Here is a 17749-nt window from a genome sequence, read left to right as displayed (position 1 = left end):
CAATGCCCTTTTGAATCAAACGGCTATTTTTGCATCACCCGCGATTATTTACCCACGAATCGTATCATCACCGTAGCCGATCCACTTGTAGGTGGTCAGTGCTTCCAGCCCCATCGGACCGCGGGCGTGCAGCTTCTGAGTGCTCACAGCCACCTCCGCGCCCAGACCAAACTGGCCGCCATCGGTGAAGCGCGTCGAGGCATTCACGTAAACCGCAGACGAATCCACTTCATTCACAAACCGATCGGCATTGCGCAGGGTGCGCGTCAGGATCGCGTCAGAATGCTGGGTTCCGTGTTCACGAATGTGCGCAATAGCGTCATCGAGATCCGCAACCACCTTCACGTTCAGATCCAGCGACAAATACTCATCGTCGTACTGCTCCGCGTTAACCGGAACGACCTTCGCCGGACCGTCTTTCAGCAGGGCGAGAGACTTCTCGTCCGCATGCAGCGTGACGCCACTTTCCGCCATCTGCTTGCTCAGCGCTGGCAGGAAGGTACTGGCGATGCCCTGATGCACCAGCAGCGTTTCTACCGTATTACAGGTGCTTGGACGCTGTGTTTTAGCGTTGACGATAATCTTCAGCGCAGGTTCTACCTCCGCGGTGTCATCCACTACGATATGGCATACGCCAATACCACCGGTGATCACCGGAATGGTAGATTGCTCACGGCACAGCTTGTGCAAGCCCGCGCCGCCGCGTGGGATCAGCATGTCGATGTATTTGTCCATGCGCAGCATCTCGTTGACCAGCGCACGGTCGGGGCTTTCAATCGCCTGCACGGCACCCGCCGGTAAACCACACTCCTCCAGCGCCTGCTGAATGACGTTTACCGTCGCGGCGTTGGTGCGCCAGGTCTCCTTCCCGCCACGCAGGATCGCGGCATTACCGGTCTTCAGGCACAGGGAGGCGACATCCACCGTCACGTTTGGACGCGCTTCGTAAATCACCCCAATGACGCCAAGCGGCACGCGGCGACGCTCAAGGCGTAATCCGCTGTCGAGCACCCCACCGTCTATCACCTGCCCTACCGGGTCGGCGAGGTTGCACACCTGACGGACGTCGTCGGCAATACCTTTCAGACGCGCCGGGGTCAGCGCCAGACGATCGAGCATCGCTTCACTCAAGCCGTTGCGACGCGCTTCCAGCAGATCCTGCTCGTTGGCGAGCAAAATTTCCTGCGACTGAGATTCCAGATAATCAGCGATTTTTTCCAGCACGCGATTTTTCTCGCGGCTGGAAAGGAGCGCCAGTTTATAAGAGGCGGCTTTCGCGGCTGCGCCCATTTGTTCCAGCATGTTCTGGCTCCTTAACGAATAATCATGTCGTCACGATGCACGGCAACCGGGCCATATTCATAGCCCAGGATGGCGTCGATCTGCTGGGAATGGTGACCAGCAATCCGACGCAGCGCGTCGCTGTTATAACGACTTACGCCATGAGCGATGTCGCGACCTTCAAGGTTACGGATTCGGATCACTTCACCACGCGAGAAGTTGCCTGTCACGCTTTTAATTCCTTTTGGAAGTAACGAGCTTCCTCTTTCCAGAATAGCGGCGGTCGCGCCTTCATCCACGGTCAATTCGCCAGCCGGGGGCGCACCAAAGATCCAGCGTTTTCGGTTTTCCAGCGGGGACGCCTGGGCGTGGAAGCGAGTGCCCACAGAGATGCCTTCCATCACATCACCGATCACACCCGGACGGCTGCCCGCGGCGATGATGGTGTCGATACCGGCCCGGCACGCCACGTCCGCGGCCTGGAGCTTGGTGCCCATGCCGCCTGTCCCCAGACCAGAAACGCTGTCACCCGCAATGGCACGCAGCGCATCGTCAATGCCGTGAACGTCTTTGATCAGTTCAGCCTGTGGATTAGAGCGCGGGTCAGCGGTAAACAGCCCCTGCTGATCGGTCAGAAGCAGCAGCTTATCGGCCCCTGCCAGGATCGCCGCCAGCGCAGAGAGGTTATCGTTGTCGCCTACTTTGATTTCAGCTGTGGCAACAGCGTCGTTTTCGTTAATGACCGGAACGATATGGTTATCCAGCAGCGCACGCAGCGTATCGCGGGCGTTCAGGAAACGTTCTCTGTCTTCCATATCCGCACGCGTCAGCAGCATCTGCCCGACGTGAATGCCGTAGATGGAGAACAGTTGTTCCCAGAGCTGTATAAGTCGGCTTTGTCCCACGGCGGCCAGCAGCTGTTTGGAGGCGATCGTCGCGGGGAGTTCGGGGTAGCCCAGGTGTTCACGCCCGGCGGCAATCGCCCCGGAAGTCACAATCACAATACGATGCCCTGCGGCATGCAACTGAGCGCACTGACGTACAAGCTCAACGATATGGGCACGATTCAGGCGGCGCGATCCGCCTGTTAACACACTGGTACCGAGTTTTACCACCAGCGTCTGGCTGTCACTCATGATTCTCTGCCGTTCAACAATAAGGGAAAATGATGTCAGTCAGACGTTTTAACAGGTGTCAGCTCCGTTGCCAACTGCCTTAGCGCATGACCCGTCACTTTGTTGCGCGGGATCAGGAAGCGTAGCGGCAGATTTTGACAATTTTATTACCGAAAAATTAAAACATACTTTTTTAGACATATTCTTACTTTGTCATAAAACTTTCACCCACAAACGATAAAACCCTTCCTGTTTTTCACGGGGTAATAAGTCGAATCTTATTACTCAGCGAATATTAGCGCGTTTTTATAAAATCAGGATTGAAAATGAAAAAGAGCACTCTGGCATTAGTGGTAATGGGCGTAGTTGCTTCCGCATCTGTTCAGGCAGCAGAAGTTTATAATAAAAACGGGAATAAACTGGACGTGTACGGCAAAGTAAAAGCAATGCACTACATCAGTGATGATGACGCTAAGGATGGTGACCAGACTTACGTTCGTTTCGGCTTTAAGGGTGAAACGCAGATTAACGATCAGCTGACCGGCTACGGACGTTGGGAAGCTGAGTTCGCAGGTAACAAAGCTGAGAGCGACTCTTCTCAAAAAACACGTCTGGCATTTGCCGGGCTGAAACTGAAAGACTTCGGCTCACTGGATTACGGCCGTAACCTGGGCGCGCTGTATGACGTCGCCGCATACACCGATATGTTCCCGGAGTTCGGCGGTGACGGCCTGGCACAGACCGATAACTTCATGACGAAACGCGCCTCCGGTCTGGCCACATACCGTAATACCGATTTCTTTGGCCTGGTTGACGGCCTGAATATGACCCTGCAATACCAGGGCAAAAATGAAAACCGCGACGTGAAGAAGCAAAACGGTGACGGCTTCGGTACCTCCCTGAGCTATGACTTCGGCGGCAGCGATTTTTCTGTGATTGGTGCCTATGCCAGCTCCGATCGCACTAACGATCAAAACCTTCAGGCACGCGGCGAAGGTAAAAAAGCAGAAGGCTGGGCAACCGGTTTGAAATATGATGCCAACGATATTTATCTGGCCACTATCTATTCCGAAACCCGCAATATGGCCCCTATTTCCGGTGGCTTTGCAAATAAAGCGCAAAACTTCGAAGTGGTCGCACAATATCAATTTGACTTTGGTCTGCGTCCATCTCTGGGTTACGTGCAGTCTAAAGGCAAAGATATCGAAGGTATCGGCGATGAAGATATCGTGAAATACATCGACGTAGGTGCGACATATTATTTCAACAAAAATATGTCTGCGTTTGTTGATTATAAGATCAACCAGATCGATGACGATAATAAACTGGGCGTAAGCAGCGATGATATCGTTGCGCTGGGCATGACCTACCAGTTCTGATGTTGTGGTAATAAAAAACCGGCGCTGAGCCGGTTTTTTTGTGCCCGGTGACGCTGTGCTTACCGGGCGTACGGGATAGTACATTTTTCATGCCGGGTAAGGCGTAGCCGCCACCCGGCGCTGTGACATCATCAGGCTCTCAGTTTCACCGCTTCGCTGGAAAAATCGTCCGCAGGCTCCAGCTTCAGATCCAGCGTTGCCAGCAGGTCGCGAGCTTTGCCGTGAAATTCTTTTAGCGTATGCTCCAGACGATCGATCACTTCCTGATCTTTGATGCTCGTCGCCTGCCAGTGCCCGTCTTTATTAAACAGGCCAAACTGATAGCTATAGGTAAAACGGTTTTCCTGTGCTTCCATTTCCATCCACCAGCCCCAGAACTCACGTTTTTCGGGTGCAGGCTTCACGTTGACGCAAACAGCCAGGCAGTCGAAAAAAAAGCGATTCTCTTCACACTGCTCTTCTCGAATATACGGGCCAAGAGCCATGAACTTCTTAATCAGTCTACTTTTCGGGTGTCCACTCGGTAACGTCATTGCGATCTCCTTTTGTGAAGCACTGTTTTACCAAACCAACGAAATTTAGCAAACTATTAACACAATCTCTGCGTGATCCAGCGTGTGATCTCTTTCAGCGCTTTGTCAAAATTCTGGTACACCGGGCTGAAGGGTACCTCCAGCAATTTACCGTCAGAAGATGACGACGTGATTAAGCGTGACTCTTCTTCCGGGCTAAACGGATCGTTCTTCCAGAAACCGGACATCATCGGGGTTGGGCAGCGGCGGCCGAGTAAGCCCTGCGTTTTTAATGAATAACGATTAAGTTCAATGCGCAACGCTTCGTCTGAAGCATCATGCATGCCAAGTCGGCTCGCCAGCACGTCCAGATACATCTCAGGAACGCTACCCTGACGCGCAGGATCGCTTAACAGAGCATGCACCACCGGGCCAAGACAGGCGACGGCCTTCAGGCGTGAAGATTCAAGGTAGGCAAGCCGTACCGCGACGTTAGCGCCAAAGCGGAAGCCAAACGCGCCAACCCGGGTGTGGTCAACCCAAGGGATATTCTCCAGCGCTTTTAATGCATGCTGATGCAGCAGGCTGGAGTCTTGCGTAAGTTTCCATTTGGATGAAAAACCAATGGAAGGCATATCAAGCGTCAGCATGGCGATTCCGTTTGGGGCAAAGTAGCGCTCATACAGGCTGTAATAGTCAATTTGTAACGAGTCCAGTCCACCGCACATTAGAACCGTCGGGAACGGCCCTTCCCCCTCCGGCATATGCAGAAATCCGGTCACCGGGCTGCCACCGGGAATGGCGAACTCAATTTCACGCATCCGGCCAGGCAACCGCTGCGCGGCCTCTTCATAAGCCCGGTTTGCCAGCGCCTGGGCCTGCTCTGCCAGTTCGTCGCCTTTAAGATGCGGATATGCAGCGATGCTGTACAGATTTGCCGCATGCAGCCAGTGCTTTCCGCTGAAAGTGGCGTCTTCTTCCTGGCTCGCTTTTTGCTGCCAGAGCATGGCCTGCTTTGACCATTCGTAGATCCAGTTTCCACCACGGTAGCCCACCACCGTATCGTAGAGATCGCCGTCGGTACGCTCGGACTCACTCATCACGATACGCGCCTGCACGTCGAGGATTTCACGCGGATCGATGCCGCGCCAGATCCACATCAGGCGGTTAATCATTCGATACCAGTGGGGCACGTTCTTACCGTCTAACGCTGACTGAACGGCAGGCATTGTCCCCGGATTAAACCGACGCACCAGCGTCGACGTTTCAGGGTGCTTGAAACGGGGTTTGAAGAGAGTTTCGGTAAGATTCGCCTGCGTCATTGCGTTGCCTCCATGGATACGTCATATGAAGACCATTGTAACGCGTGGCAGGGTAAAAAGAACAACGCCCGGCATAACCGGGCGTGTAAAGTTACGTACTGAAATTAACGGCCAGAGATAGGCGGTACGAAGACCACGCCCATATCCCATGGCTGTTCAATCCAGGTATCCTGCGGGATATCAATGACGTAATCATCAACCAGTGGGCGACCCGCTGGTTTCGCGAAGATCGTGACGAAGTGCGCTTTTGGATACATTTCGCGGATAGCCACCGCGGTACCGCCGGTGTCCACCAAATCGTCGATAACGATAAAGCCTTCACCGTCGCCTTCCGCGCGTTTCAGCACTTTCAGTTCGCGCTGGTTGTCGTGATCGTAGCTGGAGATACATACGGTATCGACATGACGAATACCCAGCTCACGAGCCAGCAGCGCCCCCGGTACCAGACCGCCACGGCTGACGGCAATAATGCCTTTCCACTGTTCGGAAGGCATCAGACGCGCAGCCAGTTTGCGTGCGTGAATCTGCAACATGTCCCAGGTGACGACGTATTTTTCGCTCATGTGAAGTGTCCCAGCCTGTATATATATGGCTTAAAAAAATGAGGGTGAACCAGGTTGCGCGAGATTATAGAGATCTGACGCACTAAAAACCAGTGTTACGCGCCATGAGCCTGAGTTTTTACATGCTTAATGCTACCAGCCACGGGAGAAAGTGGTATTCTCAGTTGCATCTCGCAAGCCTGACTTGTGGTAACGATTAACCTGCTAACCCTGTGACCTGCAACATTGTTTTGCAGCGCAACGACAAGGAGACCTATCGTGTCTGAACTGTCTCAATTATCTCCACAGCCGCTGTGGGATATTTTTGCCAAAATCTGCTCCATTCCGCACCCTTCCTATCACGAAGAACAGCTTGCCGAACATATTATGGGTTGGGCGAAGGAAAAAGGTCTGCACGCTGAGCGCGACCAGGTTGGCAATATTCTTATCCGCAAACCTGCCACCGCAGGTATGGAAAACCGTAAGCCAGTGGTATTGCAGGCGCACCTGGATATGGTTCCGCAGAAAAACAACGACACCGTTCACGACTTCACAAAAGACCCGATTCAGCCGTACATCGACGGCGAGTGGGTGAAGGCGCGCGGCACGACCCTGGGCGCAGATAACGGTATTGGTATGGCTTCCGCGCTGGCCGTGCTGGCTGACGACAGCGTTGAACACGGTCCGCTGGAAGTGCTGCTGACCATGACTGAAGAAGCGGGCATGGATGGCGCGTTCGGTCTCCAGGCAAACTGGCTGCAAGCGGACATTCTGATCAACACCGACTCCGAAGAAGAGGGTGAGATCTACATGGGCTGCGCGGGCGGGATCGATTTTATCTCTACCCTGCCGCTGTCCCGCGAAGCGATCCCTGCCGGATTCGAGACCTTTAAGCTGACGCTGAAAGGGCTGAAAGGCGGTCACTCCGGCGGTGATATTCACCTGGGCCTGGGCAACGCCAACAAACTGCTGGCGCGTTTTCTGGCGGGCCATGCCGCTGAACTGGATCTGCGTCTGGTGGACTTCAACGGCGGTACTCTGCGTAACGCGATCCCTCGCGAAGCCTTCGCTACCGTGGCGGTGCCTGCGTCGAAAGCGGACGAGCTGAAAAACCTCTCCAGCGTGTATCTGGAGATCCTGAAAAACGAACTGTCTGCAAAAGAGAAAAACCTGACGGTGGTGCTGGAGTCCGTTACGACGGATAAAGCCGCGCTGACCGCACAGTCTCGTGACACGTTCGTCCAGCTGCTGAACGCAACGCCAAACGGCGTTATTCGCAACTCTGACGTGGCGAAAGGCGTGGTGGAAACCTCCCTGAACGTGGGCGTGGTGACCATGGGTGACGACAGCGCAGAGATCATCTGCCTGATCCGTTCCCTGATCGACAGCGGCAAAGAGTACGTTGTGAGCATGCTGGAATCTCTGGGCACCCTGGCCGGTGCGAAAACGTCTGCAAAAGGCAGCTACCCGGGCTGGCAGCCGGATGCAAGTTCTCCGGTCATGGCACTGGTGCGTGAAACTTATCAGCGTCTGTTCAACAGCACCCCGAATATTCAGGTTATTCATGCGGGTCTGGAGTGTGGTCTGTTCAAGAAACCGTATCCGGATATGGACATGGTCTCCATCGGGCCAACCATCACCGGGCCACACTCCCCGGATGAGCAGGTTCACATTGAAAGCGTCGGTCACTACTGGACGCTGCTGACTGAGCTGCTGAAAGCAATTCCTGTTAAGTAATTAGCCGTTTGATGCCCGGTGGCGCTACGCTTGCCGGGCCTACGATTAGCGTAATCTACAGTCCCAACACCAGTTGACGCTCCAGCTGCGGATCCAGCAAGGTGACGTGCAGCCCCACCAGCCTCACCCCTCGTCCGCCCCGCCGTTCTTCCCACGCCTTTTTCGCCGTCGCGATAAGATCCTCTTTGTTGAGGCGTGGCCAGACGTGCTCCTGCGTCGTCTGCTGAAAATCGTTAAATTTCAGTTTGATGCCCTGTCGGGCAATAAGCAGATCCGGTTTGACCTTCAGTAAGCGTCGTTCAAGCTCAGGATAAAGCTGTTCCGTAATAATGGATTCACACTCGGTCCAGTCATGGATGTCTTCGCTCAGTGTGCGTTCAACGCCGACCGATTTACGCAGCCGTTCGTTGTTCACATCCCGGTCATCAATGCCCTGACTGCGTTCCCACAGTACGCGGCCAAACTTGCCAAAACGCTTAAGCAGCAGCGCCAGATCGCTGCGCTGAACATCTTCGCAGGTGCGTAGCCCCATATTTTCCAGCTTCGCGGCGGAGACTTTGCCCACGCCGGGGATTTTGCTGAGCGGCAGCGTCTTTAAAAACGCCGGAACCTCTTCCGGAGTGATGACGTACTGGCCGTTGGGCTTATTTAAATCGGAGGCGATTTTGGCGAGAAATTTGACCGGCGCGACGCCTGCCGATGCCGTCAGGTTCAGCTCGTTAAAAATAGTCTGGCGGATCTCCTGCGCCATGAGGGTGGCGGAGCCGTGGCAGTGCACGCTGTGGGTGACATCCAGATAGGCTTCATCCAGCGATAACGGTTCAATCAGTGAGGTGTAGCGGGAGAAGATCTCCCGAATGTGGCTCGATGCTTCTTTATAGGCATCAAAACGTCCGGGCAAAAGAGTGAGATGCGGGCACAGTTTCAGCGCCATCGCTGTCGGCATGGCGCTGCGTACACCGTATTTGCGAGCAGGATAGTTGGCGGTGCTGATGACACCGCGCTGAACCCGGCTGCCGCCAATGGCGATCGGAATATCCCGCAGCGCCGGGTTGTCACGCATCTCCACTGCGGCAAAAAAGCAGTCCATATCGACATGGATTATTTTGCGCATAGTAAGCCCTCACTTATTACTGGATAAGTATACAGTAAACAAATGAGGGTTGAGAAGTGCGCGCAGGAATTGTCGGGTGGCGGCGTTGCCTTACCCGACCTGGAAGACTAAAGAATGCGTTGCTGCTCGCGAGCCATCCGCTTTTTCCGCGCATCGCACGGTTCCGGACAATCGCACACTTTTTCCATTCCGATGGAAGAGATGCCTCCGCAACTGCCCTGAATGCTTTTACGCTTGATGATCCAGCCTAAGGACATGCCGAAGATCACCAGCACAAACACCGCAAAGGTCGCCAGAAAAGTCAGCATAATCAGCCTCCGAAATCATCAAGCATGATGTTCTCATCTTCCACGCCAAGATCTTTTAGCATCTTAATCACGGCGGCGTTCATCATTGGTGGACCACACATATAGAACTCGCAGTCTTCCGGTGCCGGGTGCTGTTTGAGGTAATTTTCATACAGCACGTTGTGGATGAAGCCCGTATAGCCTGTCCAGTTATCTTCCGGCTGCGGATCGGATAGCGCCACATGGAAGGTAAAGTTAGGGTTATCACGCGCCAGTTGTTCAAACTCATCGTCATAGAACATTTCGCGCAGTGAACGCGCCCCGTACCAGAAGCTGATCTTACGCTTGCTGCCAAGTCGTTTGAGCTGGTCAAAAATATGCGAACGCATCGGCGCCATACCCGCACCGCCGCCGATAAAGACCATCTCCGCGTCAGTATCTTTGGCAAAGAATTCGCCGAACGGGCCGGAAATCGTCACTTTGTCGCCAGGCTTGAGGGACCAGATATACGACGACATGACGCCAGGAGGGGCATCAGGCACATTCGGTGGCGGCGTGGCGATACGCACGTTGAGCATAATAATGCCCTTCTCTTCCGGATAGTTAGCCATTGAATAGGCGCGAAGCGCGGGCTCTTTTACCTCGGAAACAAAGCGGAAGAGGTTAAATTTATCCCAGTCTGCCCGGTACTCCTCAGGCACATCGAAGTCAGCATACGCGACGGTGTGTGCCGGACAATCAATCTGGATATACCCACCCGCACGGAACGGGACGCTCTCCCCTTCAGGGACACGCAGCTTGAGCTCTTTGATGAACGTGGCTTTGTTATCGTTAGAGATAACTTCGCACTCCCATTTTTTCACGCCGAAGATCTCCTCCGGCAGCTCAATCTTCATGTTCTGGCGCACAGCGACCTGGCACGCCAGACGGCATCCCTCTTTCGCTTCACGCTTCGTGATATGCGACAGTTCCGTTGGCAGAATATCACCGCCGCCCTCTTTGACCGTCACACGGCACTGGCCACAGGAGCCACCGCCGCCACAGGCAGACGAGACAAAAATCCCGTTGCCGGAGAGCGTGTTAAGCAGCTTATCCCCTGCCGGGGTACGGATCTGATTCTGCGGATCGTCATTGATATCAATGATCACATCCCCGGAATTGACCAGCTTCGCACGCGCCGCCAGGATCAGCCCTGACAGCACCAGTACTATCAGCGTGAACATCACCACGCCAAGAATAATTTCCATCTGTTAGCCCTTATAGCTGCACACCGGAGAAGGACATAAAGCCCAACGCCATCAGGCCGGTGGTGATAAAGGTGATCCCTAAGCCACGAAGCCCCGCAGGTACGTTGGCATATTTCATTTTTTCACGGATCCCCGCCATGGTGACAATCGCCAGCATCCAGCCGATACCGGAACCGAAGCCATACACAACCGATTCACTGAAGTTGTAATCGCGCTGAACCATAAACGAGACGCCACCGAAGATGGCGCAGTTCACGGCGATCAGCGGCAGGAAGATCCCCAGCGCGTTGTACAGCGACGGGAAGTATTTATCGAGGATCATCTCCAGGATCTGAACAAGCGCTGCAATCACTCCGATAAAGGTGATGAAGTTCAGGAAGCTAAGATCAACCCCCTCCACCAGCGCGCCATCGCGCAGCACGAAGTTGAATACCAGGTTGTTAATCGGAACGGAAAGCCCCAGCACAACGGTAACTGCCACGCCCAGACCAAATGCCGTCGATACCTTTTTAGAAACGGCAAGGAACGTACACATGCCCAGGAAGAAAGCGAGCGCCATGTTTTCAACAAACACCGCGCGCACAAATAAACTCAGGTAATGAGCCATTGTCGGTTACTCCTTTTCCTGCTGTTCAGGCTTCAACGTACGAATCAGCCAGATCAGCAAACCGATAATGAAAAATGCGCTTGGGGCCAGCAGGAACAGGCCGTTCGGCAGATACCAGCCGCCGTTCTGTACCGTATCCAGCACCGGAATGCCAAACAGCTTGCCGCTGCCAATAAGTTCGCGCAGGAAACCAACCGTCAACAGGATCACGCCGTAACCCAGGCCGTTGCCAATACCGTCCATAAAGCTCGCCAGCGGTGGCATTTTCATCGCATAGGCTTCAGCACGCCCCATCACGATGCAGTTGGTGATTATCAGGCCGACAAACACCGAAAGCTGCTTCGAGGTTTCATAGGCGAAGGCGCGCAGGAGCTGATCGACCACGATCACCAGCGAGGCGATAATCGCCATCTGCACGATGATCCTCACGCTGTTGGGTATGTGGTGGCGGATCATTGAGATAAACATGCTGGAAAACGCTGTCACCAGCGTTACCGCCAGCGTCATGACCACCGCCGTTTCCAGCTTGGTGGTCACCGCCAGCGCCGAGCACACCCCCAGCACCTGTAGCGTTATCGGGTTATTGGCTAACAGCGGGCCAATCAGCACCTTTTTAACTTCTTTCAGTTCACCCGTATCAGCCATTATTCAGCGCTCCTTCACGTACATTCTTCAGGAAGGGACCAAAGCCCAGTTCACCCATCCAGAAATCAAAGCTGTGCTGCACACCGTTAGAGGTGAGCGTGGCACCGGAAAGGCCATCAACGGCAAATTCATCGCCGGGACGCGCGCCCCCTTTCACCACCTTCAGCGCAGGCTGGCCGTTGTCGTCGAGCACTTTTTTACCAACAAACTGTGCCCGCCAGTTAGGGTTCTCAACTTCGCCCCCCAGCCCTGGTGTTTCGCCCTGATCGTAATAAGTAATGCCTTTCACCGTACGACCATCGGTTTCCAACGCCACAAAGGCGTACATCATTGACCATAAACCGTTGCCATAGATGGGCAACACGATTTCCTGGATGCGCTTTTGCTCGTCACGGACGAGGTAAATCTCCGCGACATTGCTGCGGCGCTTAATGCCTGCCGGATCCTGCGAGGCGTCAAGCGTGGTGCTCATCTGCGGATCTTTTAGCGCCAGCGCCTGGTTGTATTTCGCCGGGTCTTTATCCATTAACTCCCCGGTTTTTAAATCCACCAGCCGTGCGGTAATACGTTCGGCAAACACCGCTGCGACGTCATCCTTCGTCATGCCTTCCTGCATCAGCCCGGCCACGGCCAGGATGTTACGCTGTTTATCCAGCGCTCGTTGCTCCTGCTGTAGCGGCTTTAACCCTACGGCAGAACCGGCTACCACGATGGAACAGACCAGACACAGTACCAGCACCACCAGCAGCGTTTTGCTGATGCTGTCGTTATTTTTGATCTCAGCCACGCGCCTTCCTCCGCTTAATGTTGGCGCGCACGACCAGGTAGTCGAACAGCGGCGCAAACAGATTGGCAAACAGAATGGCCAACATCATCCCTTCCGGATAAGCCGGGTTGACCACGCGAATCAGTACACACATCACCCCAATGAGCGCGCCGTAACACCATTTACCTCTGTCGGTAAACGAAGCCGAGACCGGATCGGTGGCCATGAACATCATGCCAAACGCAAAGCCTCCCAGCACAAGGTGCCAGTACCACGGCATGGAGAACATCGGGTTTGTGTCTGAACCAATGAAGTTGAAAAGCGTGGCGGTGAGTACCATCCCGAGCATGACGCCTGCGACAATGCGCCAGGACGCCACGCGGCCAAAGAGGATGATGGCCCCGCCGATCAAAATCATCAGGGTAGACACTTCACCGATGGAGCCCGGAATATTGCCGATAAACGCATCAAACCAGGTGACAGGCTGTCCGGTTGCATTATTGATCAGCGTTTCGCCGCCGCCAGCCGCCCACTGTGAAAGTGGCGTCGCGCCGGAGAATCCGTCTGCTGCCGTCCACACCAGGTCGCCCGAGATTTGCGCCGGATAAGCAAAGAACAGGAACGCGCGCCCTGCCAGCGCCGGATTGAGGAAGTTGCGTCCGGTCCCGCCGAAGATCTCCTTGGCAATCACCACGCCAAAGCTGATCCCCATCGCCGCCTGCCAGAGCGGCAGCGTTGGCGGAACAATCAGCGCGAACAGAATAGAGGTAACAAAGAAGCCCTCGTTGATCTCATGTTTGCGAATAATAGCGAACAGCACCTCCCAGAAACCGCCGACGATAAAGACAGTCATATAGATAGGGAGGAAAAAGACAGCGCCCAGCGTCATCATGCTGACCCAGCCGGCATCTGCCGCAAAGCTCACCCCCAGCGACTGCGCCAGACGATAGTGCCAGTCAGACTGAATCACCTGCGCCAGCTGCTCTGCATCGTACATATGGTGCAGCGCCGGAATAGTTTGCAACCCAACGTTATACATCCCCCAGAACATGGCCGGGAAGACCGCAAACCAGACCAGAATCATCATTCGCTTGAGGTCGATGGCGTCGCGAACGTGCGCCGCGCCTTTCGTCACCAGACCCGGCGTGTAGAAAATGGTCGTTGTCGCTTCATACAGCGGGTAGTACTTTTTGAGCTTCCCTTCGGTAAAGTGCGGCTCAATTTTTTCAAAGAGGTGTTTTAAGCCCATGGTTATCCTTCCTGCTCAATGCGGGTTAACACCTCGCGCAATACGGGTCCATATTCGTATTTACCTGGACACACGTAGGTACACAGCGCCAGATCTTCTTCGTCCAGCTCCAGACAGCCCAAAGCCTGGGCACCGTCGGTATCGCCGGCCAGGAGATCGCGCAGCAGCACGGTGGGCAGAATATCCAGCGGCATCACGCGTTCGTAGTTGCCAATCGGAACCATGGCGCGCTCACCGCCGTTGGTGCTGGTGGAGAAGTTAAACAGCTTACGACGCAGGAAGTGGCCGAGCGTGGTGCGTGTTACCGAGTATTTTTCTGCGCCAGGCAGTACCCAGCCGAACAGCTCTTTCTCGCGTCCTTCAAGCACAACGCTCACCTGAAGATGGAAACGACCCAGCCAGGCCATCGGGCCTGTCGCGTGCCTGCCGCTCAGCACCGAACCGGAAATAATACGGTTTTCACCCTCTTTCGTTTCGCCAGCCAACAGCGCCGTCAGGTCCGCCCCAAGCAGCGTGCGAACCAGACGCGGTTGGGTTGCCTGAGGGCCGCCGATGGCAATAATGCGTTCTGCGCACAGCTCACCCGTGGTGAACAGCTTACCGATAGCGATCACGTCCTGATAATTAAGATGCCAGACCTGTTTCGTCAGGCTTACCGGCTCCAGGAAATGAATATGCGTTCCCACCAGCCCGGCAGGATGCGGGCCGGAAAATTCATTAAAGGCTACCTGCCCTTGCGGATGACCGCCCAGCTTACCGCCGCTGGCCTGGCAGACATGCACTTTGCCCGGCGTCAGGCGCGTTAACACGGTGAGGCCGGCATCGAAAGCTTTGCGTTCCGCCAGGATAAGAGGCTGCGGATCTGCGCTGAGCGGGTTGGTGTCGATGGCCGTGACGAAGATAGCGGCCGGCACAGTGCCAGGCACGGGCGTTTTGCTATAGGGGCGCGTGCGAAGCGCCGTCCACAGTCCCGACTCCAGCAGTTGCGTCTGCACCGCGTCGTGGCTGAGGGTGGCAAGATCGGCGGCGTCAAAACGCGCAAATTCGCGTTTCTCATCGCCTTCAATTTGAATAACAACCGATTGCAGGACGCGACGCTCACCACGATGGATGGCGACAACGGTGCCGCTGGCTGGGGCTGTAAACATAACGCCAGGATTTTTTTTATCCTCGAAGAGCGCCTGGCCTTTTATTACGCGATCGCCTTCCTTTACCAGCATCGCGGGACGCATGCCCACGTAATCATCACCTACAATAGCGACATGATGAATACTGGCGCCGGTGGTGACGTGCTGTTCAGGCACGCCAGAGATTGGTAGATCGAGTCCTTTTCTGATTCTAAACATGTGGTTAGCAGGTATCCATGAACAACAATCCAGAGAGGCCGGAGTGTACCATTTTCGGCCCTGCCAGGGGCAGCAAATCCGCCGTCTGGCGCGCCGAAATGCGAGCTATTGCGCAAAGTTCCTGGAGTCAGGACATTATGAATGGGTTATAAAGTAAAACTAATTTGTAAACGCAAAGGTTGGCTCTTGCGAAAATCTCCATCGGTGCTAATGTGAGCGCTCCTGTCCAGATTAGTCTGATTTCGGGTGTCTTTTGCCGTTCTGGCAAGTTGGTCATTGTTTTATCAAGGAACCAGTAGTATGCGTAAAATCGCATTGTTCATTGCGATGCTTCTGATACCGTGCATGTCGTTTGCCGGGCTGCTTGGCAGTAATAGTTCAACGACGCCGGTCAGCAAAGAGTATAAACAGCAGTTGATGGGATCCCCGGTTTATATTCAAATCTTCAAGGAAGAGCGCACACTCGATCTGTTTGTCAAAATGGGCGAGACGTATCAGCTGCTCGATAGCTACAAAATCTGTAACTATTCTGGCGGGCTGGGGCCGAAACAGCGCCAGGGTGACTTCAAAAGTCCGGAAGGGTTTTACAACGTTCAGCGTAACCAGCTAAAACCGGACAGCCGGTTCTATAAAGCGATTAACATCGGTTTCCCCAATGCCTTCGACCGTGCGCACGGTTACGAAGGGAAATACCTGATGATTCACGGTGCCTGCGTGTCAGTCGGTTGTTATGCGATGACGGATTCCGGCATTGATGAAATCTTCCAGTTTGTCACGGGCGCACTGGTCTTCGGCCAGCCGAATGTTCAGGTCAGCATCTATCCGTTCCGTATGACGGATGCGAACATGGCGCGCCATAAGTACTCTGTTTACACAGATTTCTGGAAACAGCTAAAACCGGGCTATGACTACTTCGAGCAGACCCATAAGCCGCCGGTGGTGTCCATCGTCAATGGCCGTTACGTGGTGAGTAAACCGCTCAGCCATGAAGTGGTTCAGCCGCAGCTGGCGTCAAATTACGCGGTCCCCGAGACAAAATAGCGCCCACTCGCCTGGCATGATCTTTTGCCAGGTTTCGTTGCCGGTCAGCGGCTGCGTTGCAATGACAGTGACCACATCGTTCGGTGTGGTCTCCTTCTGAAAATCAATTTCCACATCCTGATCGAGCAGCGTGGCGACGCCAAACGGCGCACGTCGGGTGATCCAGAACAGATTCGTCGAGCAGAACGCCATCACGTAGCGCCCGTCAGACAGCAGCATATTAAAGACGCCCTTCTCGCGTAACTCAGACGCCAGTGACGCTATGTACTTAAAAACGGCGGTCATGTTGCCGGGCGTACGGGGGTAGCGCTCGGTCAGCTTGTGCAGCAGCCAGCAAAATGCTTTTTCGCTGTCCGTTTCACCGACAGGACGGAAATTGCCGGTTTCCAGCGACTTATAGCCCGAAAGCTGCCCGTTGTGCGCATAGGTCCAGTTACGGCCCCACAGTTCACGGGTAAACGGATGGGTATTTTCCAGCGCCACTTCGCCGCGATTGGCCTGGCGGATATGGGCGATCACCGAACAGGATTTAATAGGATAGTCCTGCACCAGTCTGGCAATGGGTGAGTTAAAGCTGGGTTGTGGATCTTTAAACGTGCGACATCCTTTGCCTTCGTAGAAGGTAATACCCCAGCCGTCTTTATGCGGCCCGGTTCCTCCACCGCGCTGAACCAGCCCGGTAAAACTAAAGCAGATATCGGTTGGCACATTGGCGCTCATCCCGAGCAGTTCGCACATAGATCACCTCCACAACAGCGGGGGGCACCGGCGCCCCCCAGCGAAGTCTTACTTAACCATCTCTTTTTCGATCAGTTGGATCAGGATGTGGATCACTTTGATGTGAATTTCCTGAACGCGATCCGCATAACCGAAGTGTGGTACACGGATTTCAATGTCCGCTGTACCGTCCATCTTACCGCCATCTTTCCCGGTAAGGGTGATCACTTTCATGCCCTTCTCACGCGCGGCGGCGATCGCTTTGATCACGTTAGCAGAGTTACCGGACGTGGAGATACCCAGCAGCACGTCGCCTTCACGGCCTACGGCTTCAACGTAGCGGGAAAAGATATGGTCGTAACCGAAGTCGTTGCCTACACAGGAGATGTGGCTCACGTCGGAAATCGCAATCGCCGGGTAGCCCGGACGGTTTTCGCGATAGCGTCCGGTCAGCTCTTCGGCGAAGTGCATGGCGTCACAGTGGGAACCGCCGTTACCGCAGGAGAGCACTTTACCGCCGGCTTTGAAGCTGTCGGCAAGCAGGACCGCCGCGCGCTGAATAGCGTGAATATTGGCATCATCTTTCAGAAAATTCGCCAGCGTTTCCGCCGCTTCGTTCAGTTCGTTACGAATAAGATCCTGGTACATGAGGATAATCCTTCAGTATTGATGAAATAACACAGTGGAGTGTACCGGATAGCAGTAAAAGCGAGAAGCTAAAGCCATGCGAATCGTCCGGCGTTTTGATTTTTTGTGCCGGCTAAAACGCGAACAATGTGAACCAGGTTGTAATTATTTTGTAAACACATTGCTAAAGGAAATGACATCAACTACAACCATAT

Annotated in this window: 18 protein-coding genes; 3 read left to right on the top strand and 15 right to left on the bottom strand. The window is 54.4% G+C overall.

Going from position 1 to position 17749, the window contains the following annotated elements; translation table 11 throughout:
* Positions 1-48 precede the first annotated feature (48 nt).
* Together proA and proB are read right to left on the bottom strand one after the other, a co-directional pair.
* A complete protein-coding gene (proA, locus tag ACOTYH_RS20465) occupies positions 49-1302 on the bottom strand; it encodes a glutamate-5-semialdehyde dehydrogenase (RefSeq protein ID WP_017694463.1) in 1254 nt (417 codons plus the stop codon).
* An 11-nt stretch (positions 1303-1313) separates the two neighbouring features.
* Positions 1314-2417, bottom strand: a complete 1104-nt coding sequence (proB, locus tag ACOTYH_RS20460; protein ID WP_015571369.1) for a glutamate 5-kinase — start codon at positions 2415-2417, stop codon at positions 1314-1316.
* Positions 2418-2722: 305 nt separating this feature from the next.
* Between proB and phoE the strand changes: the two genes are divergently transcribed.
* Positions 2723-3775, top strand: a complete 1053-nt coding sequence (gene phoE, locus ACOTYH_RS20455) for a phosphoporin PhoE (protein WP_017383128.1) — start codon at positions 2723-2725, stop codon at positions 3773-3775.
* Positions 3776-3906: 131 nt separating this feature from the next.
* On the opposite strand, the gene crl is transcribed toward phoE, so the two are convergent.
* The 3 genes from crl to gpt all read right to left on the bottom strand — a co-directional run bounded on the left by crl (position 3907) and on the right by gpt (position 6172).
* Complete coding sequence (crl, locus tag ACOTYH_RS20450; protein ID WP_006809999.1) at positions 3907-4308, bottom strand: sigma factor-binding protein Crl; 402 nt, start codon at positions 4306-4308, stop codon at positions 3907-3909.
* 56 nt (positions 4309-4364) lie between these two features.
* Complete coding sequence (gene frsA, locus ACOTYH_RS20445) at positions 4365-5609, bottom strand: esterase FrsA (protein WP_032652658.1); 1245 nt, start codon at positions 5607-5609, stop codon at positions 4365-4367.
* Positions 5610-5713: 104 nt separating this feature from the next.
* Positions 5714-6172 (bottom strand): xanthine phosphoribosyltransferase, encoded by a 459-nt coding sequence (gene gpt / locus ACOTYH_RS20440; protein WP_003863205.1) that lies wholly within the window; start codon positions 6170-6172, stop codon positions 5714-5716.
* A gap of 258 nt (positions 6173-6430) precedes the next feature.
* Here gpt and pepD point away from each other — a divergent pair, with 258 nt between their 5' ends.
* Positions 6431-7888 (top strand): cytosol nonspecific dipeptidase, encoded by a 1458-nt coding sequence (pepD, locus tag ACOTYH_RS20435; protein WP_023295966.1) that lies wholly within the window; start codon positions 6431-6433, stop codon positions 7886-7888.
* Between the two features lie 55 nt (positions 7889-7943).
* On the opposite strand, the gene dinB is transcribed toward pepD, so the two are convergent.
* From dinB to ACOTYH_RS20395, 8 genes are all read right to left on the bottom strand, one after another.
* Positions 7944-9002, bottom strand: a complete 1059-nt coding sequence (gene dinB, locus ACOTYH_RS20430) for a DNA polymerase IV (protein ID WP_060460079.1) — start codon at positions 9000-9002, stop codon at positions 7944-7946.
* A 107-nt stretch (positions 9003-9109) separates the two neighbouring features.
* A complete protein-coding gene (nqrM, locus tag ACOTYH_RS20425; RefSeq protein ID WP_032647342.1) occupies positions 9110-9310 on the bottom strand; it encodes a (Na+)-NQR maturation NqrM in 201 nt (66 codons plus the stop codon).
* A gap of 2 nt (positions 9311-9312) precedes the next feature.
* Complete coding sequence (gene nqrF, locus ACOTYH_RS20420) at positions 9313-10536, bottom strand: NADH:ubiquinone reductase (Na(+)-transporting) subunit F (protein ID WP_015571374.1); 1224 nt, start codon at positions 10534-10536, stop codon at positions 9313-9315.
* A 10-nt stretch (positions 10537-10546) separates the two neighbouring features.
* Positions 10547-11143 carry an NADH:ubiquinone reductase (Na(+)-transporting) subunit E gene (gene nqrE, locus ACOTYH_RS20415; RefSeq protein WP_003863217.1) on the bottom strand — a complete coding sequence of 199 codons (597 nt, stop codon included), beginning with the start codon at positions 11141-11143 and terminating at the stop codon, positions 10547-10549.
* A 6-nt stretch (positions 11144-11149) separates the two neighbouring features.
* Entirely contained in the window at positions 11150-11788 is a 639-nt protein-coding gene (locus tag ACOTYH_RS20410; RefSeq protein WP_003863219.1) for an NADH:ubiquinone reductase (Na(+)-transporting) subunit D, read from the bottom strand.
* Positions 11781-12575 carry a Na(+)-translocating NADH-quinone reductase subunit C gene (locus ACOTYH_RS20405; protein ID WP_017383124.1) on the bottom strand — a complete coding sequence of 265 codons (795 nt, stop codon included), beginning with the start codon at positions 12573-12575 and terminating at the stop codon, positions 11781-11783. Before ACOTYH_RS20405 ends, ACOTYH_RS20410 begins: the two co-directional genes overlap by 8 nt.
* A complete protein-coding gene (locus ACOTYH_RS20400; RefSeq protein WP_047057928.1) occupies positions 12568-13803 on the bottom strand; it encodes an NADH:ubiquinone reductase (Na(+)-transporting) subunit B in 1236 nt (411 codons plus the stop codon). The genes ACOTYH_RS20405 and ACOTYH_RS20400 overlap by 8 nt, the downstream gene beginning before the upstream one ends.
* A 2-nt stretch (positions 13804-13805) precedes the next feature.
* Positions 13806-15149, bottom strand: coding sequence for a Na(+)-translocating NADH-quinone reductase subunit A (locus ACOTYH_RS20395; RefSeq protein WP_368740807.1), 1344 nt, complete (start codon positions 15147-15149; stop codon positions 13806-13808).
* A 300-nt stretch (positions 15150-15449) separates the two neighbouring features.
* Between ACOTYH_RS20395 and dpaA the strand changes: the two genes are divergently transcribed.
* On the top strand, positions 15450-16190 hold the full coding sequence (dpaA, locus tag ACOTYH_RS20390; RefSeq protein ID WP_006810008.1) for a peptidoglycan meso-diaminopimelic acid protein amidase: 741 nt from the start codon (positions 15450-15452) through the stop codon (positions 16188-16190).
* Here the strand turns inward: dpaA and ACOTYH_RS20385 are convergent.
* A complete protein-coding gene (locus ACOTYH_RS20385) occupies positions 16161-16928 on the bottom strand; it encodes a class II glutamine amidotransferase (RefSeq protein ID WP_017383120.1) in 768 nt (255 codons plus the stop codon). The genes dpaA and ACOTYH_RS20385 overlap by 30 nt on opposite strands.
* A gap of 48 nt (positions 16929-16976) precedes the next feature.
* On the bottom strand, positions 16977-17555 hold the full coding sequence (lpcA, locus tag ACOTYH_RS20380) for a D-sedoheptulose 7-phosphate isomerase (protein WP_003863232.1): 579 nt from the start codon (positions 17553-17555) through the stop codon (positions 16977-16979).
* Positions 17556-17749 lie beyond the last annotated feature (194 nt).

Source organism: Enterobacter cloacae complex sp. SHL001 (assembly GCF_049236825.1).
GTDB lineage: Bacteria > Pseudomonadota > Gammaproteobacteria > Enterobacterales > Enterobacteriaceae > Enterobacter > Enterobacter hormaechei_C.
The sequence above is the reverse complement of the archived record's forward strand: the minus strand, read 5'-3'. Positions and strand labels throughout refer to the sequence as shown.